Origin of the sequence: Streptomyces sp. CY-1, from assembly GCF_047218265.1 — a bacterium.
In the GTDB taxonomy this organism is placed as follows: Bacteria; Actinomycetota; Actinomycetes; order Streptomycetales; family Streptomycetaceae; genus Streptomyces; species Streptomyces niphimycinicus.
Genome location: NZ_CP178393.1, coordinates 1,543,298 through 1,564,154 on the forward strand (window position 1 = coordinate 1,543,298; position 20,857 = coordinate 1,564,154).

Sequence of the window (20,857 nt, forward strand, 5' to 3'; positions counted from 1 at the left end):
GCGGCGCAGAGGCGCGGGCATCACGGCCACGTGCGGCCCGGCGGCCGCGTGTGCGGCGCTCATGCCGCGACCGCCGTACGGGCCGCGAGCACCTCGGTGTAGTGGTCGATCAACTGGTCGCCGATCGCCGCCCAGGTGCGGCCCTCGACCGCCTCCCGGCCGGCGTGGCCCAGTGCCGCGCGCAGCTTCGCGTCGGCCGAGAGCAGCGATACGGCGTCGGTCACCTCGGTCGCGTCCCCGGGCGGCACCAGCAGCCCGGTACGCCCGTGGTCGATGAGGTCGAGGGGGCCGCCCGCCGCGGGGGCGACCACCGGGACGCCGCTGGCCTGGGCCTCCTGCACGGTCTGGCAGAAGGTCTCCTGGGGCCCCGTGTGGGCGAAGACGTCCAGGGAGGCGAAGACGCGGGCCAGGTCGTCGCCGGTGCGGCGGCCGAGGAAGCGGGCCTTCGGCATGGCCGCCCGCAGCGCGGGCTCGCTCGGCCCGTCCCCGACCACGACCACCTGGACGCCGGGCAACTGGCTCAGCGGGGCGAGCAGCTCGACGTTCTTCTCCGGGGCGAGGCGGCCGATGTATCCGACGATCAGCTCACCGCCGGGGGCGAGGGAGCGGCGCAGCTCCGGGTCGCGGCGGGAGGGGTGGAAGCGCTCGGTGTCGACCCCGCGCGGCCACAGCCGGATCCGCGGCACCCCGTGCTCCTCGAGGTCGCGGGCGGAGGCGGTGGACGGAGCCAGGGTGCGGTCGGCGGCGGTGTGCACGGCACGGATGCGCCGCCAGGCCGCGTTCTCGCCCGCGCCGAGGTAGGTGCGGGCGTAGGAGCCGAGGTCGGTCTGGTAAACGGCCAGCGCCGGTATCCGCAGCCGGAGCGCGGCCGTCATCCCGCGCGCGCCCAGCACGAAGGGGCTGGCGAGGTGGACGACGTCGCTGTGGTGGGAGGTGATGGCGGCGGCGAGCTTACGGCTGGGCAGTGCGACCCGGACCTGCGGATAGCCGGGCAGGGGCAGGGAGGGGATACGGACCACGGGGTACGGATGCGACCGGTCGAGCTCCCCTTGGCTCTCGGGTGGCCCGCCGGCCGTGGCGGGCGGTGGGCCTCCGGGGGGACCCGCCGGTGCGATGACCAGGGGGTGATGACCACGGCGGTGAAGATGGTCGGCCGTTTGCAGCGTGCAGTGAGCGACGCCGTTGATGTCGGGTGGGAAGGATTCAGTCACGATGGCGACACGCATACCGGTGTTGTCGGCGTACGAAGGGTGGCTCCGGCATCGTGCACGTTTCGCGCCGTAGAACGTCCCATGAGCGTTGGCCTTCGCGCTCCCCGGGCCCTGTTCAGGACCCCGACGAGATCACATCGAACCCGGATGAACCCGCACCAATGAGCGACCGGTCACTCGGCGTGAAACTGTCGTCTGGGTGAACACCCTGTTCGGGTGGCGCGGAGGTACGGAGGGTGACGATCTCTTCACCCTGCCGGGGAAGACGCGTCTGCCGCCTCCGAGGTTGCGCGCTCCGGCGCGAGATCGCGCTCCGGCGCGAGATCGCGCTCCGGGGCGGGCGGCGGGATCAGAAGTCCGGGGTCTCGGGCGCGATGCGGCTGCGGACCGCCGTCTGGACCTCGGCCTCCTCCGCCGGGTCGGCGGCCAGCCGGCGGAGCTGTTCGACCACGCGGGTGTCGGCGGTGGCGGCGTGCCGGGCGGCGAGTTCGCGGGTGCTCTCCTCGCAGTCCCAGAGGCATTCGACGGCGAAGCCCGCCGCGAAGGACGGATCGGTGGCGGCCAGCGCGCGGGCGGCGCGGCCGCGCAAGTGGGAGGAGGCCGTCTCGCGGTAGACATGGCGCAGTACGGGCGCGGCGCAGGAGATCGTCAGGCGCCCGGCGCCGTCGACGAGCGTCCACAGGATCTGGGCGTCCGGGCCCTCGGCCCGGACCTTGCGGCGCAGGGCGGCGAGCACCAGGGGGGTGTCGTACTGACCGCCGCGGCAGGAGAGCATCGCGGCCGCCGCGTCACCGAGGGCGTCGGGGCGGTGGGCCCAGACCCGGGCCCGGTCCAGGGCGGAGATGCTGCGCATGCGTTCGAAGGCGGAGAGGGCCGCCTGGGAGACCAGCTCGGAGGCGTCCGGCTCGGTGACGGCAGCCTCGATCAGATCGAGCACCTCGGGGTCGCCGATCTCCGCGAGATGCCGCAGCGCGGCGGCGCGGGCGGCGTCGGGGGCCGACGCCGCGGCGGCGAGGAGTTCGGGCCGGTCCTCGGGACCGGCGACGGCGGCCAGACAGCGGGCCGCCGCGTCGGGGCGGCGGGCGTCCGGCTTCAGATCGTGCTCCCGCTGGGCCCACAGCAGGATGTCGTGGACGCTCCATCCGGGACGCGGCCCCGAGGGCCGCATCTGGCGCTGCCATCGGTCGAAGGCGCCCTGTTCCGCCGCCGCGCGCACCCGCGGCCCATGGTGCGGATCGCCGGCCCACAGCCGCCAGGGCCGGGGCTCGTAGGCGCCGCGTACGACGGCGGCCAGCTCGGCGTCGCCCTCGGAGGTCTCGGGGAAGCGGGCGAGGACCGCGGGGGCGAGGCCGCGCAGCCCGGGGTCGTCGTCGCGCAGGGCCAGCTCGTCGAGGGCCCATTGCCAGTTGCTGCCGGCCGCGGTGTAGCGGCGCAGCAGCCGCAGGGCATCGGCCCTGCCGTAGGCGGCGAGGTGGCCGAGGACGGAGAGGGCGAGCCCGGTGCGCGCCTCGTCGTCGTTGACCAGGTCGTCGGGGTGGAACAGATGCTGTTCGATTTCATCGAGCTCGGCGTCGAGGTCCAGGCAGAGCCTGGCGTAATAGAGCGAGCGGTTCTCGACCTGCCAGTCACGGCGGGGGTCGCGCAGCACACAGTGGTGCAGTGCCGCGAGCGCCTCGGCCCGCGGCGCGGCGAGGGCATGCAGGGTCCCGTCGCCGCGGCCTCGCTGAAGGAGGCCGAGCAGGGTGCCGCTGGGCGCTATGTCTGGATCGAACATGAGGTCAGCATCCGGTGCGGGAGGTTCGCTGGCAACGGGATTTCCGTCGATCGGCATTCTTGCCGATGTCCTGGCGCCGTATGCCTGATGAACGGCGTGGGACTGAGGGACTCCCGAGCGCCGCAGCCTACCCGGAATCGTGCCCTCCGCCGATTCCCGGCCGATATACCCCCGGAAGGCCATCGGCATATGCCGCAAGCACCACCGGATCGGGTATTGCCAAACCGCTTACGGGATGTCGCAGCCTGTGCAAGAGTCGTTACCGGTCCCTCCCCTCAAGACCCGGCCGCGCCGCGCCCGTATCGGAGAACGTCATGCCGTCCCCCCGCTCCGCGGACCATCCCGCCGTTCCACCGCCCCAGCGTGACACGGTCGACGCCCTCATCTCGCAGACCCAGCGGCTCCGCGGCGGGCTCGACGCCGTCCGCCGCGACACCGTCGCGGACCTGGGCGGTACGGACGACGCGCAGGTGCGCTGGCAGCGTGCGCTGTGCCAGCTCGCCGTCCACCAGTTGGACGATCTGGACCGGCATCTGGGCGAGCTGCGCGAGGGTCTGCTCGCCGGCCCCCCCGGGACGAACGACAGGACGGACAAGGGGACAGAGGCCGACGCGGCGGAGACGGACGGGGGGACGGAAGCCGACGCGGGGGTGACGGCCGAGGCCCCGGCCGCGAGCGATGCCACCGGCCGCGGTTCGCTGCTGAGCCGGGTCGGCAGCGCCGAGTGGAACCTCCTCTCCGACGAGGTCACCTGGTCCGAGGAGCTGTGCCGGATCTTCGGCCGCGACCCCGGGGACGGCGGGCTCACCCTCGACGAGCTGCCCTCCTGGGTCTTCTCCGAGGACCAGCCGATCCTGACCGCGATGGTCACGGACTGCCTGGTGGACGGAAAGCCGATCGACGGCGAGTTCCGCGTCGTGCGCGCGGACGAGGCGGTCCGCACCATCCATATGGCGGGCGAGCCGGTGCTCGACACCGACGGCAGCACCGCCTCCATGTGGGCCGTGCTCCGGGACGTGAGCGAGCTGCGCCGCAGCGAACGGGCGGTGCGCGAAAGCCGGGACACCCTCAGCCACCAGCGGCGGATCGCGCGGACCGAGCGTCGGCTGGCGGTGGAGGTGCAGGAGGCCGTGCTGCCGCCGTGGCGCGGCTCCCTCCGGCTTCCGGCCGGTGACGGTTTTCCGGGCGCCGGCCCGGCAGCCGACGGTGCCGCGCTCGACCTCGCCGCCCACTACCTCCCCTCCGAGTCCAGCACCCAGATCGGCGGCGACTGGTACGACGCGCTCGAACTGCCGGACGGACGGACCCTGCTGAGCGTCGGCGGCCTCACCGGCCATGGCGTGACCGCGACCTGCGGGATGGCCATGCTGCTGGGCGCGGTGCGCGGCATGGCGGTGGCCGGGATCGAGCCGGGCCCGCTGATGGGGCGGCTCAACCAACTGCTCGCCGTCTCCTCCCAGCCCGCACTGGTCGGCGCCGCCTGCGGACAGTACGACCCGCGCACCCGCACCCTGGTGTGGGCGCAGGCCGGACACCCCGCCCCGCTGCTCTTCCGCGACGGGACGGGGCGCCCGCTGCGCTCTCCCGACGGCGTGCTGCTCGGCGCCACCACGGGCGCCGCGTATACCCAGTCCGAGGAGCGGCTGGAGCCGGGCGATCTGCTGGTGCTGCACACCGGACGGCTCGCCCGGGACGCCGAGGACGCCACCGAGCGGCTGCTCGCGCTCGCGCCACGGCTGACCGCCGCCCATGGCACACAGGAGTGCGTACGGACCGTGGCCGAGACGTTCGGCGACGAGCCGCGCGAGAACGACGCCTGTGTGCTGATCGCCAGGGTCACCGGTGCCGGCGCATGACGCGGCTTCCCGCGTCGGCGTGACGTGGTGATCGGCCCTCGTAAGGCGTTGACTTCCCGTACGGGTGACTTGTCTCGTAAGGGTTGACTCGTCGTAAGGCGTTGCCCCCTCGTCGGGCCCCTTATGAGGTGTGGCCCGTTTTGAGGTGTGGCCCGTTTTGAGGTGTGGCCCGGCCGCTAGACGGCCGCGCTCCTGGCGATGGAGCCGGATCCTTTCAGCCCCGCGCCGCCCTTCCCCGCGCCGCTCTTCGGCATCACCTGCTGGATCTCCTCACGCAGCTCCCGGATGGCCGGTGTCGTGCTGTACCGCCCGGTGAGCCGGTACATCTCGCGCAGTCGGTCCCAGGTGCGATGCGAGGAGTTCTGCTCGATCGTCAGCAGGGCCAGCCGGGCGTAGCGGTCGGCCTGCTCGGGATCGCCGCCGATGAAGCAGGCCGAGGCGATGGAGATGTGGTCGAAGATCTGGGACCGCTGGCGCCCGCCCTCCCGCATCCGCAGCGCCTTCTTGGCATGGCTCTCGGCGATGCCCGCCGCGCCCGGCTCGTGCTCGGCGAGGGTGCGGTGGACCAGCCCCTGCATCCCGTACAGATCCGCCTCGTTGAACAACTGCATCCAGCTCGGCGCCGGCCCTTCGTCCCGGGCCGAGATGAACAGCTCCTCCGCCTCGCCCAGGGCGCGGCGCACCGCCTGGCCGTGGCCCTTGGACGCCTGCGCCCATGCCTCGATGGTGCAGAACATGGCCCGGGTGCAGGGCAGCGCCGCGTCGCCCGCGCCGGTCTTGGCCAGCTTCATCAGATCCAGGGCGTCGTCCGGGCGGCCCAGGTGGACCATCTGCCGGGCGGCCCGGGAGAGCGCCTCGCTCGCCCGGGGCCGGTCGCCGCCCTCGCGGGCCGCGTGGGCGGCCATGACGAAGTACTTCTGGGCGGTGGGCTCCAGGCCGACGTCATGGGACATCCAGCCGGCGAGCACCGCCAGATTGGCCGCCACCCCCCACAGCCTGCGCTGGAGATGCTCGGGGTGGCGGTAGGCGAGCATGCCGCCCACCTCGTTGAGCTGGCCGACCACGGCCTTGCGCTGGAGCCCGCCGCCGCGGGCGGCGTCCCAGGCGCGGAAGACCTCGACCGAGGTCTCCAGGGCGTCGATCTCCTGGGAGCCCACGGGGGCGGCCTCATAGCGGTCGAAGCCCACGGGGTCGAGGGACAGGGGATTGTCGGTACGGGGCGCGTCGTTGGCGAGGGTGGGGTCGGAGAGCAGAAACTCGCTCATGGCACCGGTGATGGCGGATCCTGCGGCGAGCGCGGCGCCCGCACCCACCAAGCCGCGTCGGTTGAACATAAGGTCCATTCCCGTGAATTCGGTGAGGACCGCGGCCGTGGACTCGGGCGGCCAGCGCAGCCCGTCGGCGGGCTGCCCCTTTCCCGAGCGCCCCCCTCGTCCGAACCCGAGATCCTCAGTGGTCACGACTCGACCGAGACGCTCGGTGAACAGGGCCGCCAGCACCTTGGGCACGGGATCGCGCGGCGTCTCGCCGGTGTCGATCCAACGCCGCACCCGCGAGGTGTCGGTCGCCAGTTGCGGATGGCCCATGGCCGCCGCCTTCCGGTTCACGAGCCTCGCGAGCTCCCCCTTGGACCAGCCGGCGAGGCCGAACAGGTCCGCAAGACGGGTGTTGGGTTCCCTCGTCACGTCAAGCCCCCAGGTTCCTCGGCTGACTTGACAGTAACGGTCCCGTCACGAGCCGTGCGACTATTCGCCAGGGTTCGCCAGGGTCCGCCAGATGGTGTGCCACCCGCACAGGGGTGTGATGTAGGAGTGCGTTACCCGGCCCCGTGGCGGATCGAGCTGAACCGACCGCATTCCCCAGGGTGCGGCCCCGTCTCGGGGCCGGGTGCGTACGCAACTCGTCGGCACACGAAGGGATCTGTATCGCCCATGTACGCAGCGTCGTCCTCCGTGTCCGCCCCGCCCCGGCCGTACCGGCGCCCGCTGCCCGGCTCTGGGCCGTACCTCGATCCCGCCCACGGCGGCCGGGCCCGGCGGACCGCCGCCCTCGGCACGTTGCCGCCTCGCGGGAGACTCGACTTGTCCGGTCCACAGGGTGCGCAGCTCCGCACCGCGATCACCTCGGTCCATCGCATCTGTCCGGAGTTCAACCCGGTGCAGGTGCTGCGGCGCAGCGGACGGTCCGTGCTCCTGATCGGGGCGACCGGGCGCAGCACCGCGGTGGCCAAGTGCCTGCTGGACCACTCCCCCGCGTGGGCCGAGCGGTTCCGCCGGGAAATAGCGATGTACCGCGCGTTCGTCCGCCAGCGTCCGCCGGTGCGGGTGCCCCGGCTGATCGCCGCCGACCCGGACAACTGCGCGCTGGTCATCGAGCGGATGCCCGGGCGGATCGCGGCCGCGCAGCGCCACCCCACCGAGCCCCCGCCGCGCGCCGATCTGGGGGCGGTGCTGGGCGCCATCCGCAGGATCAACCAGTGGCGGCCGCCCGCCGATCTGTTCGACGCCCCCATCGACTACGCCGCCCGGCTGACCCGCTATCACGACCTGGGGCTGCTGACCGACCGGGACATGGGCGATCTACAGAAGCTGCTGCGCGGCGTCTCGCACGCCTGGGGGCGGCAGAGCCCGGCACAGTTCTGCCATGGCGACGCCCTGTTGAACAATGTCCTGCTGTCCCCCGCGGGCCCGGTGCTCCTCGACTGGGACCACGCGGGCTGGTATCTGCCCGGCTATGACCTGGCCACACTGTGGACGGTGCTGGGCGACGCCCCCGTCACCCGGCGCCAGATCAGCCAGTTGGCGCAGGCCGCGGGTCCGGCCGCACGGGACTCCTTCCTGGTGAATCTGATGCTGGTGCTGACGCGGGAGATCCGCCAGTACGAGACCGCGGTGCAGCGCACCATGCACGATCCCGCCCCGGTGGTGCCGGGCGCGGTCCCGGCCGGTGAGGAGCAGCGGCTGCTGCTGCGCCGGCTGCATGACGACTGCGCGCTGGCTCGGCGCGCGGTGCGGGCGGCGGTCGGCACCCGCTGAGCGGAGGCGGATGGCGGCAGGGGCGCGTCACCGGTCTGGACCGGTGACGCGCCGCAGTCGGGCTGACATGCGAACACGCGTCTGGGTGACGGCGATTGACGTCACGCCTGGCAGCGCATATCTCTAAGTGGCTCGCCCGGCCCGCTTGAGGAGGCTGCAATGCCAGAATCCGCACAGGACAGCGCCCACGACGCGAACAGAACCCCGTCCGGCCCCACCCGGAGAACCACACTGCGGACCGCGGGAGCCGCGGCCTCCGCCGCCCTTCTGCTCCCGCTGGTCTCGGCGACACCCGCCGCCCATGCCGACCAGCCGCTGGCCGACGGTCCTCCTGCCGACGGCGGCGCACTCCAGCGCGCCTTCGCGGCCGCGGCCGCCGAGTACGGCGTTCCGCTCAGCGTGCTCCTGGGCGTCTCGTATCTCCAGTCGCGCTGGGACGGCCACCGCGGCGCGCCCAGCGTCACCGGCGGCTATGGGCCCATGCATCTCACCGACGCCCACACCGCCCTGCTCACCGCCCCGCACCACAGCCAGGGCACCGAGGACGCGCGCGGCGATCTGGCCCGCCCCCTGAGGGTCCCCAAGGCCACCGTTCCCGAGCCCCGGCAGTTGCCCGCGCGGCTGCGCACCCTCGGCCGGGCCGCGGAGCTCACCGGGCTGTCCGCGGAGGCGCTGCGCGGCGATGAGAGCGCCAATGTGCGCGGTGGCGCCGCCCTGCTGGCCGCCACGCAGAAGCGGCTGGGGCTGCCGCCGAGCAAGGACCCGGCCGGCTGGTACGCGGCGGTGGCGGCCTACGCCGGCGCCGATGACGCCACGGCCGCGGCCGCCTTCGCCGACGAGGTGTACGAGGTGATCCGCGGCGGTGCCACGCGGACGACCGCCGACGGCGAGCGTGTCTCCCTCGACGCGGCGCCCGCTCTCGCGCCGGACACCCGGCAGTTGCGGTCGCTCGGTCTGCCGTCCCGTGCCCGGGATCCGCATGTCGAAGCCCCCAAGGATGTGTCCTGCGAGTGGATCCCGGCGCCCTACCAGGAGTTCGGGGACAACGACTACGGCAACCACGACCTGGCCGACCGCCCCGCCTCGCAGTCCATCGACTACATCGTCATCCATGACACCGAGGGCTCCTGGGACACCACCATCAAGCTGGTCCAGGACCCCACCTATGTGTCCTGGCAGTACACCCTGCGCTCCGCCGACGGGCATATCGCCCAGCATGTGCCGCTCAAGGACGTGGCCTGGCACGCGGGCAACTGGTACATCAACGCCAAGTCCATCGGCGTGGAGCACGAGGGGTTCCTGACCGCCCCGGACGCCTGGTACACGGAGGCGATGTACCGCTCCTCGGCGCGGCTGGTGCGCTATCTCGCCAAGCGGTTCGACATTCCGCTGGACCGTCAGCACATCCTGGGCCATGACAATGTGCCGGGCACCACCACCGCCACCATCGCGGGCATGCACACCGACCCGGGCCCCTACTGGGACTGGGCGCACTACTTCACCTTGCTCGGCGCGCCCTTCCGGCGTACCGCGGGCTCCTCCGGCGGCCTGGTCACCATCCGCCCCGACTACGACACCAACCGGCCCGTCTACACAAGCTGCGAGACGGCGGGCCAGGCATGTGCCCCGCACGGCTCGGCCGCGGTGCGGCTGCACACCGCGCCGCGTGCGGACGCCCCGCTGGTCAAGGACATCGGGCTGCGCCCCGACGGCTCCGACTCGACGACCGGGGTCAATGACACCGGCGCCCGCGCCACCACCGGGCAGCAGTTCGCGGTCGCGGGCCGTGAGGGCGACTGGACGGCGATCTGGTACCTCGGCCAGCGGGCCTGGTTCCAGGACCCCAAGCGGCGGCCGACGGCGGTGAGCGCCAAGGGGCTTGTCGTGACGCCCAAGGCCGGGGCGAAGGAGGTTCCGGTGTACGGCCGCGCCTATCCGGAGCAGGCGGCCTATCCGGAGGGCGTGCCGGTGCAGGCGGTCTCGCCGCTGCCGTACAAGCTGCTCGCCGGGCAGTCCTATCCGCTGGGGCGCAGGACACGCGGCGAGTATCTGTGGGCGACCACCTTCGATCCGGCCGGTCACAAGGTGGTGCGCGGCCAGGACGTGTACTACCAGATCCAGTTCGGGCACCGGGTGGCGTTCGTCCGGGCCGCCGATGTGACGGTCCGGCGCTCGGGGAAGTGAGCCTGGCGGGCCGTCAGTCCGCCCCGGGAGGGTGGTAGACGGGCCGTCCAGGGCCCGTCCGGGGGCCGTGAGCGACCGTGTCGGCGGGTGCCGTACGGGCGGGTCTCACGGCCCCTCGGCGGCACTCCTCAGCGCTGCTGGAACATCTCCGCGGGCAGCGGCTTGAGCAGCCGGTACAGATCGTCGGTGATCGGCCGGTCCCAACTGGCGATGGTGACGAGCACACCGTCGCTGCGGTCGAACTGGGCGCAGGAGATCCGGCCCTCGGAGAGCTTGATCCGGCGGACGATGAGGAGGTTGTCCTCATGCATGACCGGGCTGTCCTCGGTGTCCACCACATGGACCGGCTCATCGTTCCCGAGCGCCGCCAGGAGCTGGGTCACCTCGAACGGCGGCTGGCCCTCGGCCACCTCCCGGGCCGGGGATCCCTCGGGCAGATTGCCGATGATCATCGCCGGGCCGCGGCCGCCGAACAGGTCGTAGCGCAGGAAGACGCCCTGGCAGGTGCCGTCCGGAGCGGGCAGCAGCCCCGCCCCGAGGTCGCCGGGCCAGTCGCCCGGGTCCATGGCGAGGACGTCGAAGTCCGGCCCGGTGGGCGTGGCGGCGCTGCGGCGGCGGAGGAAGGACATGCGGACATGGTACGTGGCCGCGTGCCGGTTACCGTGCCGGGGAGCGGGCGGGCCGCACCCCTCATCCGGGGTCCGTCGCCGGGCGCTGGGGAAGGCCGACGGTGGGGGTGATCAGCCGCTTCGCCAGCCCGGCCCGGTCGGTGCCGACCTTACGGTAGACATCGGACAGCAGCCGGGCCACCTCACGCTCCTCCAGCCCCGTCGCCTCGCCGATCCGGGCGTCCGGCCAGCCCTCTGCGGCCCGCTCGGCGACGGCCTGCTCCTGCGAGGTCAGCGGGCTGGTGTGATCGACCCGCAGTTGCATGGGGCGCAGCCCGGCCGCGGACAGCTCATCGCGGGCCCGGGCCGCGAGCGCGTCGGCCCCGCAGCGCACCGCTCCCTCCAGACCGCGGTAGAGCCGGTCACCGGCCTCCTGGGGCAGGCCGATGCGGCGCAGCGCGGCGCCGTGGTCGACCAGCGCCACGGCCAGGTCGTAGGCGGCCGGTGACCGCATCAGATGGCTGACGGCCTCGGCCAGCAGCTTGATCCGGTCCGGCCCCTGGGTCACGGTGGCCGCGGCGTGCAGCGCCTTGCCGATCGCGGAGTGGGTGCCGAACTGACGGGCCCGGCGCACCGCGTCGTCGGCGACCTCGGCGGCCTGCGGGGGATCGGTCAGCGCGAGGGTCTGGGCGAGGTGGAGCTGCCAGGGGCACCAGGCGGGGTTGCGCATCCCGCGCCCGTCCATGCGGCGGCCGACCTCGGTGAGCTGGTGCCGGGCCTCGCGGTGGAGATTGGCGGCCAGCAGCAGCTCACCGCGGACCGCCGGTACGTCGGGGCAGAGCGTGGCCTGCGGAAGGGTCTCGCCGCGGTGCCCGGCCGCGAACTCCTGCGCCTCGCGGACCCGGCCCTGGCAGATCAGCGTGCCGATGAGGGTGCCGACCGCGGTCCAGTGCGCGGGTGTCGAGGAGCCCACCAGATCGGCGATCCGCATCCCCTCCCGGGCCAGCTCCTCCGCCTCGCCGAGCGCGCCGCGGCGCAGTCGGGCGTAGCCGAGAAGAGTGAAGCCGAACGCCAGATGGGAGCCGCGCCAGCCCTTGCGCTCGCATTCGGCGATGCCCGTGTTGAACAGCTCCTCGGCGCGCCCGGGCTGGTCGCAGTGGAGGAAGACCAGGGCGACCAGGATCGGAACCTCGAAGCCCCAGTCGTCATCGGTCCAGCTCAGGCCGTCGCCGAGGGCCTCCTCCGCGTAGTGCAGCGCGGTGGCGACCGGCTCTCCGCGCGTCATCGCGTCCCAGGCGCGCAGTCCGAGCAGATAGCGCTCGGCCATGCCGCGGCCGGTGAGGTGGTCCGCGAGCCGGGCGAGCCGCCGGGAGCGGGCGGGCGACTCCTTCTCGTCGGCGCGGAACATGTTCCACATGAGCTGCTCGGTCTGCATCCGCAGCCGGGTGCGGGCGCTGGTGGCCCGCCCGATCTCGGCGGCGACGACCTGGGCGGCCTCCTCCATCCGGCCGCTGTGGCCGTATGCCTGGGCGAGCCGGTAGGTGATCGCCTCGCGCAGGTCGGTGCCGAGCGCGGGCTCCCCGAGCGCGGCCCGCAGATGGTTGACGGTGACGTCGGGCTCGGTGAGCTGGGCGGCGCAGCCCAGCTCGTAGAGCACGGCGGGGCGCTCCTCCAGGGCGGGTGGTTCGCGCAGCGCCCGGGCCAGACAGCGGCGCCCGGCGTCGGGGGCTCCGGCGCGCAGATACTCCCGGGCGGCGGCCCGCAGATGGTGCACCACCCAGGGGTCGCCCTCGGGGTGCAGCTCCAGCAGATGACGGCCGGCGGCCGCGGAGCCCAGGCCCGCGCCGAGGACCACGGTGGCGGCCTGGCCGTGCATGGCCACCCGCAGGGCGCCGGGGATGGCCTGGTAGACGGCGGTGGCGATGAGCGGGTGGAGGTATTCGAGGGGCCGGGTGCCGATTACCGGGGCGCGGCGGGGCCAGGATCCGCGCGTCGACGAGCCGCGCCACCACATCGACGGCCTCGGTCTCGCTGAGCCCGGCGACATTGGCGGTCAGCGCCGGGGTGGCCTCGATGCCGAGGACGGCGACGGCCCAGGCGAGGCGGACGGCGGCGGTGCCGAGGCGGGTGAGCCGGTCGTTGAGCCCGCTGTCCTTGGCCGAGGAGACCAGTTCGCGCAGCGCGGGCAGGTTCTCCGACTGCGGTTTCAGCCGGCGGTCGCGGATCTTGGCGGTGAGCTCGGTGATCTCCCAGGGGTTGCCGCCGGTCATCGCCCAGCACTCGCGGCAGAACGCGTCGTCGGCGTGGTCCCCGAGGACTTCCCGGACGATCCGCCCGACTCCGCTCGGAGTCAGCGGCGCCAGCACATGGGGACGTGATCCCTGGCGCTCGACAAGAGCCCGTATCACGGCGACGTCGGCGGTCAGGCCCTCCGGGCGGTAGCCGACGGCGAGCAGCAGGGGCAGGTCCGCGGTGCGCGAGGCGAACCGGGTCAGCCAGTCCAGCGATTCGGGGTCGGCCCAGTGGACATCGTCGAGGATCATGACGACCGGGGCGTGTTCCACGGCGAAGCGGGTCACCAGCCAGTCGAGGCCGTCGCGGACGCCCTGCGGATCGGGTGCGCCGCCGCTGCCCGAGACCACCAGGCCGACCGCGGGCGCGACGATGTCGTACCAGCCGCCGAGGATCCTGCGGTGCTCGTCCTCGCCGGTCGCCGCGAGCACCGGCTGGAAGAGCTGGCGCACCACATGGAAGGCCGCGCCCTGTTCATGCTCACCGCCACGGGCCCGGAGCACGGTGCAGCCGCGTGCGGCGGCCCTCCGGCGCGCCTCGCCGAGCAGCGCGGTCTTGCCGACGCCGCCGGGGCCCTCGAAGGCGATCACTCCGCCGCCGCGGGTCTCGGCCGGGTCGGCGGGATCCGTCCCGCACAGTTCGGTCAGCGCGGCGTCCACCGCGCGCAGCTCCCGATCCCGCTCCAGCAGTGCCCGGCGCGTCCGGTCCTGTTGGCTCATGTCCTCCGCCACGTTCTTCCCCTCCGGCAGGTGACGCCGAGCGTAGCGCGGATGGCACGCTCCGTAGCTCCTCAATGGGGGTATTTCCGCCGGGCATTGCCAGTGGCACACGCCATTTCACTGTCTCCTCTATCGATGCCACGTTCCGCACGCGAGGATGACCGGATTCATCGGGTTGGCCAGATGCCGCGCAAGCCTGTGGTATATGCGGCCTCGGCCGCCCGACCTATGAAGGGGGCGGACACGACTCATGCACGCGCACGCTTCGCGACCACAGGCCCGGCAGACGACACTGCTGCGACGGGTGGCCCTGTTCGACTTTCCGGCCTCCGCCGACCTCAGTCCCGGCACCGAGGCGGCCAGGCACCACACCATCCAATGGCTTTCACGGTTCGGCGTCTTCGAGGACCATGAGTCCGTCGCGGAGTACGACGCGCTCCGCTTCGACGTGCTGGCGGGCCTGTTCTACCCACGGGAGAGCGGCGCCGATCTGAACCTGGGCAGTGACCTCGTGGGCTGGTACTTCGTCTTCGACGATCAGTTCGACGGGGAGCTGGGCTCCCGTCCGGAGGCCGTGGCACGGCTGGTGGCGGACGTCATCCGGATCACCGAGGAGGGCGCGGCGCAGGGTGGCGAGGGGCCGCTCCTGGAGAGCTTCCGCGACCTGTGGCGCCGGATCAACTCCGGGCGGCCACAGGTGTGGCGGGACCGCTTCCGCCACCACTGGCTGGAGTATCTGCACTCCTACCACCACGAGGCCCTGGAACGGACCGGCGCCCTGCCAGGGCCCGGCCGGGACGCACCGCGCTCGGTGGAGGCCGTGCTGGCGCTGCGGCGTCACTCGATAGGCGTACAGCCCTGTCTCGACCTGAATGAGCCATTCGGCGGCTACACCCTGCCGCCCGCGCTGCACGGCGGCTTCCCCATGGCGCGCATGCGGGAGGCTACGGACGATGTGGTGGTCTTCACCAATGACATCGCTTCCCTGGACAAGGAACTGGCCGTCGGCGACGTCCACAACAGTGTCATCGTCCAGTGGGAGCGCGCGGGTGGTGAACTGGAGGACGCGGTACGCCATATCGCCGACCTCGCAAACGCCCGCTACCGCTGGTTCGAGGAGACCGCGGCCAGGCTGCCGGCGCTGCTCACCGAGGCGCGGGCGGACCCGGGCACCCACCACGCCGTGGGGCGCTATGTGGACGGTATGCGGCATGTGATGACCGGCAATCTGGGCTGGTCGGTGCGGACGGCACGCTACGACGAGCGGGGCACCGAGGCGGTCAGCGGGGGCCGGCAGCGGCCCTGGGCCCAGCTCACCGGCGCGGAGGAGCTGGTCCGCGCGGGGCGGGGCGCGCCGCTGCCGCCGCTGGGCAGCGGCCCGGGCTCCCGTTGACCGGGGTTCAGCTCGCGTAGAGCTGCTCGATCTGCGCGGCGCACATCTTGTAGACCGCGTCGCGCCGCAGTTTGAGCGAGGGCGTCAACAGCCCTTCTTCCACGGTGAATTCCTTCGGGAGGATACGGAAGGCCCTGATCGACTCCGCCCTGGACACCGAGAGGTTCGCCGTGGAGACCGCCTGCTGGATCTCCGCGTGCAGCGCCTTGTTCGCCGACGCGTGCTCCCGGCCGACGGGAAGCCGCGCGCCGACCGCCTTGCGCCAGCGCGCCAGCATCTCGGCGTCCAGGGTGATCAGCGCCCCCACGAAGGGGCGGTTGTCGCCCACCAGGACACACTGCGAGATCAGCGGATGCGCCCGCAGCCGCTCCTCCAGCGGCAGCGGGGAGACGCTCTTGCCGCCGCTGGTGATGATGATGTCCTTCTTACGGCCGGTGATGGTGAGATAGCCCTCGCCGTCGAGGAATCCGACGTCTCCGGTGTGCAGCCAGCCGTCGCGCAGCGCGGCCCCGGTGGCCTTCGGATCGTCCAGATAGCCCTCGAAGACGGTGCCGCCGCGCACCCATACCTCGCCGTCCGGGGCGATGCGCACCGTCGTGCCCGGCATCGGGCGGCCCACTGTGCCGTGCCGGGGGCGGCCGGGCGGCTGCGCGGTGATCGCCGCCGTCGTCTCGGTGAGGCCGTAGCCGTTGTAGACGGTGATCCCGGCGCCGGCGAACGTCAGCCCCAGCTCCCGGCTGAACGGTGAGCCACCGGTGACCGCGTAGCGCACCCGGCCGCCCAGGACGGCTCTCAGGCGCCGGTAGACCATCCGGTCGAAGACGGCGTGCGCGGCCCTGCGTCCTGGGCCCGGCCCCTTCCCGCCGCCCTGGGACCGCTGCTCGACGGCCGCGGCGTAGCGCGCCGCCGTGGCCATGGCCTTCTGGAAGACCACGCCCCTGCCCGCGTCCTGGGCGGCGGTCCGGGCGGCTCCGAGGATCTTCTCGAAGATGTAGGGCACCGCGAAGACACAGGTGGGGCGGAAGCTCTGGAAGGACGGCAGCAGGATGGACGGGGTGAGCTCGGGTTCATGCCCCATGAGGATGCCGCCCCGCACACAGAGCACTTGGACCATCAGCCCGTAGATGTGCGCCAGCGGGAGGAAGGCGAGGATGGCGGGCTGCACCCCGGGCTCGGCGAACAGTCCGTTCCAGCCCGCGAACAGGGTGTCGCATTCGGCGGCGAGATTGGCATGGGTGATCAGGCACCCCAGGGGCTGTCCGGTGGTGCCCGAGGTGTAGCAGATGACCGCGGTGCAGCGCGGTTCCACGAGCCAGCGCCGCTCGGTGACCAGTTCCTCGTGGACATCGGCGCCCCGCCGCCCCAGTTCCGCCACGCACCCCTGGTCCATCTGCCAGATGGAGCGCAGCCAGGGGAGGGCGTCGCAGACGGCGCCGACCGTCATGGCGTGGTCCTCGCCCTCGACCACCACGGCCACGGCCCGCGTCTGGGCCAGGATCCAGCGCACCTGCTCCGCGGAGGACGTCGGGTAGACGGTCACCACCTGGGCGCCGACCGACCACAGGGCATAGCTGAACAGCGTCCACTCGTACCGCGTCCGCGCCATCAGGGCCACCCGGTCCCCGAACCGCACGCCCTCGGCCAGCAGGCCCTTCGCCAGCGCCAGCACCTCGTCCCGGAAGGTCCCGGCGGTCACCGGAGTCCACCGGCCGCGGTCGGTGGCATCCCGCCGGGCGAGCTGGGCCCTGTCCGGTTCGCGGTCCGCCAGTTCGTAGACCGAGTCCGCGAGCCCGCCCGCGCGCAGAGGTTCCACCATGTGAGGGAGACTGAATTCGCGCACGACACCCCCTGTTTTCGGCCGACTTGCCGCCCCGCACCACGGGGAAGTGGGAGGGAAAACTACCCGCCGGGGCCGGGGCTGCATAGAGCGGTGGACGATTCCGTTCCGGCCCGTGGAGACCTGCCGCGACCTGCCGCGACCTGCCAGTGTTACCGTGAGTCACCCTCAGGTTTCGGCACGGGACATACAGAAGTCGTGAACCTCTGGTGAACGCATGGAAAAACGGATCCCGTGGCCTTGTCCGGCGATAAGCGGATCCAGCAGGGCGTTCCGCGTCCTGACTCTGGCCGATAACGCACCCACCGCCGCGGGGCGGGGCGCCGCGGCGTGCCCTTCCGAGGGGCGACATGCCAGGGGCGGGCTGGTCCGGCCGGACCAGCCCGCCCCTGATCGGCGGTCCCGGTTCAGGTGAGGTCGAACTCGCCCTCACGCGCGCCCAGGACGAAGGCACGCCACTCGGCCGGGGTGAAGATCAGTGCCGGGCCCTCGGGACGACGGCCGTGGCGCATCGCGATGAAGCCCTCGACGAAGGCGATCTCCACATCGCCCACACCCTGGCTACTCGACTGCCACTGGGCGCCCGAGAGATCGAGATCGGGCTTCTCTGCGCTTCCTGTCAGTGGCTGTGCGGTGGTGGTGGTGTCGGCCACGTCAGCTCATCCTCCCGGATCGTCGTCCGCGCCCCACCCTAGCGATCGTGACCGGTGCCGCACAGGCCACGAAAGAAGGACTAAGGAGGAGACTCAATCGGCGGGCGGCGTGTCCGCGACCACCCACATCGAGAAGAACTGCGAGCCTCCGCCATAGGCGTGGCCGAGCGCCTTACGGGCGCCGTCGACCTGGTGTTCGCCCGCCCGCCCGCGCACCTGGAGCGCGGCCTCGGCGAACCGCAGCATCCCGGAGGCGCCGATGGGGTTGGTGGACAGCACCCCGCCCGAGGGGTTGACCGGAAGCTCGCCGTCGATCTCGGTGACCCCCGACTCGGTGAGCTTCCAGCCCTCGCCCTCCTCCGCGAAGCCCAGGTTCTCCAGCCACATGGGCTCGTACCAACTGAAGGGCACATACATCTCCACCGCGTCGATCTCCCGGCGCGGATCGGTGATCCCGGCCTGCCGGTAGACATCGGCCGCGCAGTCCCGGCCCGCCCTCGGCGAGACGCAGTCCTTCCCCGCGAAGAGCGTCGGCTCGCTGCGCATGGCGCCGCCGTGCATCCAGGCGGGCGGATACGGGGCACGGTCCGCGCCGGCCCGGTCGGTGAGCACCATGGCGCAGGCGCCGTCCGAGGAGGGGCAGGTCTCCGAGTAGCGGATGGGGTCCCACAGCATCGGGGACGACCGCACCTTCTCCAGCGTCAGATCGTGCTCATGCAGATGCGCGTAGGGGTTGCGCAGGGCGTTGCGGCGATCCTTGTAGGCCACGAGGGCGCCGATACCGGAGGGCGCGCCGGTGCGCCGCATATACGCCCGTACGTGCGGGGCGAAGAAGCCGCCCGCCCCGGCCAGCAGCGGCTGCTGGAAGGGGATGGGCAGGGACAGTCCCCACATGGCGTTCGACTCCGACTGCTTCTCGAAGGCGAGGGTGAGTACGGTCCGGTGGACCCGGGCGGCGACCAGGCCCGAGGCCACCAGTGCGGTGGAGCCGCCCACCGAGCCCGCGGTGTGCACGCGCAGCATCGGCTTGCCGACCGCGCCGAGCGCGTCGGCGAGGTACAGCTCGGGCATCATGACGCCCTCGAAGAAGTCGGGCGCCTTGCCGATGACGACGGCGTCGATGTCCGCCCAAATCAACTGGGCGTCCTCCAGGGCCCGTACGGCGGCCTCCCGGACCAGCCCGGCGAGGGAGACGTCCCGGCGTGCGGCGGTGTGCTTGGTCTGGCCGATCCCGACGACGGCCACCGGCTCCTTGGTCACAGGACATCCCCTTCCAGGACCGCCACCAGGTTCTGCTGAAGACAGGGGCCCGAGGTGGCATGGGCGAGGGCCCGGTCGGCGGCGCCGCGGTGGATGGCGGCGGCGGCCTCGCCGAGGCGGATCAGCCCGGCGGCCATCATGGGGTTGGCGGCCAGCGCCCCGCCCGACGGATTGACGCGTACGCCCTCCCCCAGCCCCAGCTCACGGCGGAGGATCAGCTCCTGCGAGGTGAACGGCGCATGCAGCTCGGCCAGGTCGGCGGGGGCCTCGAAGGCGCCCGCGCGCTCGGCGGCGAGCCGGGTGGACGGGGAGCGGGTGAGGTCCCGTACGCCGAGGCTGTGCGCCTCCATCCGGTGGTCCATGCCGCGGATCCAGGCCGGGCGGCGGCACAGCCGGCGCGCGGTGTCCCCGGCGGCGAGCACGACGGCGGCCGCGCCGTCGCCGACCGGCGGGCAGTCGTGGCGGCGCAGCGGCCGCACCAGATACGGGTCCTCCAGGAGGGCCTCGGGCGGCGGTGAACCGGTCACCTGCGCATGCGGGTTGTCCTCGGCCGCGGTCCGGCTGCGCGCGGCGACCGCGGCCAGCGCCCGCTCGTCGGCGACGGTGCCTTCGCCGTCTTCCGCGTCGAGCAGCGCCTGGGCCTGGAGGGCGGCGAGGGAGACCGAGTCCGGCCACAGGGGCGCCACGTAGTACGGGTCGAGCTGACGGGTCAGGACCTCCCGCAGATCGCCCGGCGAGGACTTTCCGTAGGAGTAGACGAGCGCGGTCTCCGCCTCGCCCGTCAGCAGCCTCGTCCACGCCTCGTACAGCGCCCAGGCGCCGTCCATCTCCACATGGGACTCCGAGATCGGCGGCCAGGCGCCGACGCCGTCGAGGGCCATGGTGAAGGAGAAGGCCCGGCCGGCCAGATAGTCGGAGGAGCCGGAGCAGGTGAAGTCGATCTCGCCCGCCCGGAGTCCGACGGCGTCGAGTACCTCGTGGAGGACGGGCATCAGCATCTCGACCTCGGAGACCTCGGCGCTCTCGCGCCGGTGGTCGCTCTGGCCGAAGGCGACGATGGCAACCTCTCGCATCTACAACAGCTCCTTGTAGGTGTCGTAGTCGGCGTCGGGTTCGCCGGTGGGGCGGTAGTGGTCGGGGTAGCGGCTGTCCTCGCTCCATACGGGCTCCACGCGCAGCCCCATGCGCACCTGGTCGTACGGGATGCCGCCGACGCGCCCGTGGAGGGCCAGACCGGCGCCGTCCAGGGCGATATGGGCGTAGACGTACGGCACTTCGATATCGAGGTTGCGGGCCTTGATGTTCACGATGCAGAAGGTGGTGACGGTGCCGCGCGGGCCGACCTCCACCTGCTCGTCGGTGGCGACCCCGCAGGTGGGGCAGGCGCCCCGGGGCGGGACGTATACCTTGCGGCAGGACGGGCAGCGCTCCCCGCGGGTGGTGTGGTCGGCGAGGGCCTTGAGATAGCGCGACTGGGCGCGGCCGGGTGCGTAGGTGTAGTCGAGGCGGGCGGGGGCCACGATGCCGGTGACCGGGTCGGTGAACTCCCCGCTGTGCGGCACGGCTTCGCCGCCCTCGGCGCCGTCGTACGGCTCGAAGCAGGCGATGTCGGTGATGGCGCCCACGCGCTCCCCGGCCCAGCGGATCCGCACCCGCATACCGGTGCGCACGGCGTCGGGGCCGGGTGCGTCGAGGGCGTGGAGGAGGGCGGTGTCCGCGCCGTCCAGCCGCACCAGCACCCAGGCGAAGGGGGTGTCCAGGGGCTGGCCGCGGCGCGGTGCGGGGTTCCAGGCCCAGGTGGTGACGGTGCCGGTGGGGGCGACCTCGACGAGGTCGGACAGCTCGTCGGCGGTGACCGGGTCGTATTCGACGGGCGGCATCAGCACCCGGCCGTCGGTGGTGCGCACGCCGAGTACGGTGCGTTCGCGCAGTCCGGTGAGGAAGGCGCTCTGCACCGGTCCGAGGGAGCGGGTGAACGGGAACTCGACGACCAAAGGCGCCTGGAGCACCTCGGGTGAGGGAGCCGGGGTCATGG

The 20,857-nt window shown here is 72.7% G+C and carries 14 protein-coding genes and 1 pseudogene; 4 read left to right on the top strand and 11 right to left on the bottom strand.

All coding sequences use genetic code 11. From position 1 onward, the window contains the following. Positions 1-59 precede the first annotated feature (59 nt). Entirely contained in the window at positions 60-1,226 is a 1,167-nt protein-coding gene (locus ACK1X7_RS06355) for a glycosyltransferase family 4 protein (RefSeq protein WP_385154062.1), read from the bottom strand. Positions 1,227-1,560: 334 nt separating this feature from the next. After that, a complete protein-coding gene (locus ACK1X7_RS06360; RefSeq protein WP_390794635.1) occupies positions 1,561-2,985 on the bottom strand; it encodes a HEAT repeat domain-containing protein in 1,425 nt (474 codons plus the stop codon). A gap of 314 nt (positions 2,986-3,299) precedes the next feature. Here ACK1X7_RS06360 and ACK1X7_RS06365 point away from each other — a divergent pair, with 314 nt between their 5' ends. Beyond that, positions 3,300-4,841, top strand: a complete 1,542-nt coding sequence (locus tag ACK1X7_RS06365; protein WP_413114751.1) for a PP2C family protein-serine/threonine phosphatase — start codon at positions 3,300-3,302, stop codon at positions 4,839-4,841. Between the two features lie 176 nt (positions 4,842-5,017). Here ACK1X7_RS06365 and ACK1X7_RS06370 read toward each other — a convergent pair whose 3' ends face one another. Further along, positions 5,018-6,526 (bottom strand): hypothetical protein, encoded by a 1,509-nt coding sequence (locus tag ACK1X7_RS06370; RefSeq protein WP_385155348.1) that lies wholly within the window; start codon positions 6,524-6,526, stop codon positions 5,018-5,020. Between the two features lie 246 nt (positions 6,527-6,772). Between ACK1X7_RS06370 and ACK1X7_RS06375 the strand changes: the two genes are divergently transcribed. Together ACK1X7_RS06375 and ACK1X7_RS06380 are read left to right on the top strand one after the other, a co-directional pair. Then, on the top strand, positions 6,773-7,876 hold the full coding sequence (locus tag ACK1X7_RS06375; RefSeq protein WP_385155345.1) for an aminoglycoside phosphotransferase family protein: 1,104 nt from the start codon (positions 6,773-6,775) through the stop codon (positions 7,874-7,876). A gap of 159 nt (positions 7,877-8,035) precedes the next feature. Further along, positions 8,036-10,060 carry an N-acetylmuramoyl-L-alanine amidase gene (locus ACK1X7_RS06380; protein WP_385155342.1) on the top strand — a complete coding sequence of 675 codons (2,025 nt, stop codon included), beginning with the start codon at positions 8,036-8,038 and terminating at the stop codon, positions 10,058-10,060. Between the two features lie 128 nt (positions 10,061-10,188). Here the strand turns inward: ACK1X7_RS06380 and ACK1X7_RS06385 are convergent, their stop codons facing one another. From ACK1X7_RS06385 to ACK1X7_RS06395, 3 genes and pseudogenes are all read right to left on the bottom strand, one after another. Beyond that, entirely contained in the window at positions 10,189-10,689 is a 501-nt protein-coding gene (locus tag ACK1X7_RS06385; RefSeq protein WP_014058743.1) for a hypothetical protein, read from the bottom strand. A gap of 61 nt (positions 10,690-10,750) precedes the next feature. Beyond that, positions 10,751-12,682, bottom strand: a complete 1,932-nt coding sequence (locus tag ACK1X7_RS06390; RefSeq protein ID WP_413114752.1) for a hypothetical protein — start codon at positions 12,680-12,682, stop codon at positions 10,751-10,753. A gap of 496 nt (positions 12,683-13,178) precedes the next feature. Continuing rightward, positions 13,179-13,679 (bottom strand): annotated as a pseudogene (locus ACK1X7_RS06395) (AAA family ATPase); the annotation flags it as partial. Between the two features lie 250 nt (positions 13,680-13,929). Here ACK1X7_RS06395 and ACK1X7_RS06400 point away from each other — a divergent pair. Beyond that, positions 13,930-15,072: an isoafricanol synthase gene (locus ACK1X7_RS06400; protein WP_413114753.1), complete on the top strand. Its 1,143-nt coding sequence runs from the start codon at positions 13,930-13,932 to the stop codon at positions 15,070-15,072. A gap of 7 nt (positions 15,073-15,079) precedes the next feature. Here ACK1X7_RS06400 and ACK1X7_RS06405 read toward each other — a convergent pair whose 3' ends face one another. The 5 genes from ACK1X7_RS06405 to ACK1X7_RS06425 all read right to left on the bottom strand — a co-directional run bounded on the left by ACK1X7_RS06405 (position 15,080) and on the right by ACK1X7_RS06425 (position 20,855). Continuing rightward, positions 15,080-16,912, bottom strand: a complete 1,833-nt coding sequence (locus ACK1X7_RS06405) for an AMP-dependent synthetase/ligase (protein ID WP_390794632.1) — start codon at positions 16,910-16,912, stop codon at positions 15,080-15,082. Between the two features lie 404 nt (positions 16,913-17,316). Continuing rightward, complete coding sequence (locus tag ACK1X7_RS06410; protein WP_086708648.1) at positions 17,317-17,562, bottom strand: DUF397 domain-containing protein; 246 nt, start codon at positions 17,560-17,562, stop codon at positions 17,317-17,319. A gap of 93 nt (positions 17,563-17,655) precedes the next feature. Then, the gene (locus tag ACK1X7_RS06415) at positions 17,656-18,822 is read right to left on the bottom strand and encodes a thiolase domain-containing protein (protein WP_390794631.1); all 1,167 of its coding nucleotides are present in this window, start codon (positions 18,820-18,822) and stop codon (positions 17,656-17,658) included. Beyond that, positions 18,819-19,895: a thiolase domain-containing protein gene (locus ACK1X7_RS06420; protein WP_385156574.1), complete on the bottom strand. Its 1,077-nt coding sequence runs from the start codon at positions 19,893-19,895 to the stop codon at positions 18,819-18,821. The genes ACK1X7_RS06415 and ACK1X7_RS06420 overlap by 4 nt, the downstream gene beginning before the upstream one ends. Further along, positions 19,896-20,855 carry a Zn-ribbon domain-containing OB-fold protein gene (locus tag ACK1X7_RS06425; RefSeq protein WP_390794630.1) on the bottom strand — a complete coding sequence of 320 codons (960 nt, stop codon included), beginning with the start codon at positions 20,853-20,855 and terminating at the stop codon, positions 19,896-19,898. Positions 20,856-20,857: the final 2 nt, after the last annotated feature.

Coding starts and splice junctions, on each gene's coding strand:
- ACK1X7_RS06355 (WP_385154062.1), bottom strand. CDS start 1,226: ATGCGTGTCGCCATCGTGACTGAATCCTTCCCACCCGACATCAACGGC.
- ACK1X7_RS06360 (WP_390794635.1), bottom strand. CDS start 2,985: ATGTTCGATCCAGACATAGCGCCCAGCGGCACCCTGCTCGGCCTCCTT.
- ACK1X7_RS06365 (WP_413114751.1), top strand. CDS start 3,300: ATGCCGTCCCCCCGCTCCGCGGACCATCCCGCCGTTCCACCGCCCCAG.
- ACK1X7_RS06375 (WP_385155345.1), top strand. CDS start 6,773: ATGTACGCAGCGTCGTCCTCCGTGTCCGCCCCGCCCCGGCCGTACCGG.
- ACK1X7_RS06380 (WP_385155342.1), top strand. CDS start 8,036: ATGCCAGAATCCGCACAGGACAGCGCCCACGACGCGAACAGAACCCCG.
- ACK1X7_RS06385 (WP_014058743.1), bottom strand. CDS start 10,689: ATGTCCTTCCTCCGCCGCCGCAGCGCCGCCACGCCCACCGGGCCGGAC.
- ACK1X7_RS06390 (WP_413114752.1), bottom strand. CDS start 12,682: ATGTGGTGGCGCGGCTCGTCGACGCGCGGATCCTGGCCCCGCCGCGCC.
- ACK1X7_RS06400 (WP_413114753.1), top strand. CDS start 13,930: ATGCACGCGCACGCTTCGCGACCACAGGCCCGGCAGACGACACTGCTG.
- ACK1X7_RS06420 (WP_385156574.1), bottom strand. CDS start 19,895: ATGCGAGAGGTTGCCATCGTCGCCTTCGGCCAGAGCGACCACCGGCGC.
- ACK1X7_RS06425 (WP_390794630.1), bottom strand. CDS start 20,855: ATGACCCCGGCTCCCTCACCCGAGGTGCTCCAGGCGCCTTTGGTCGTC.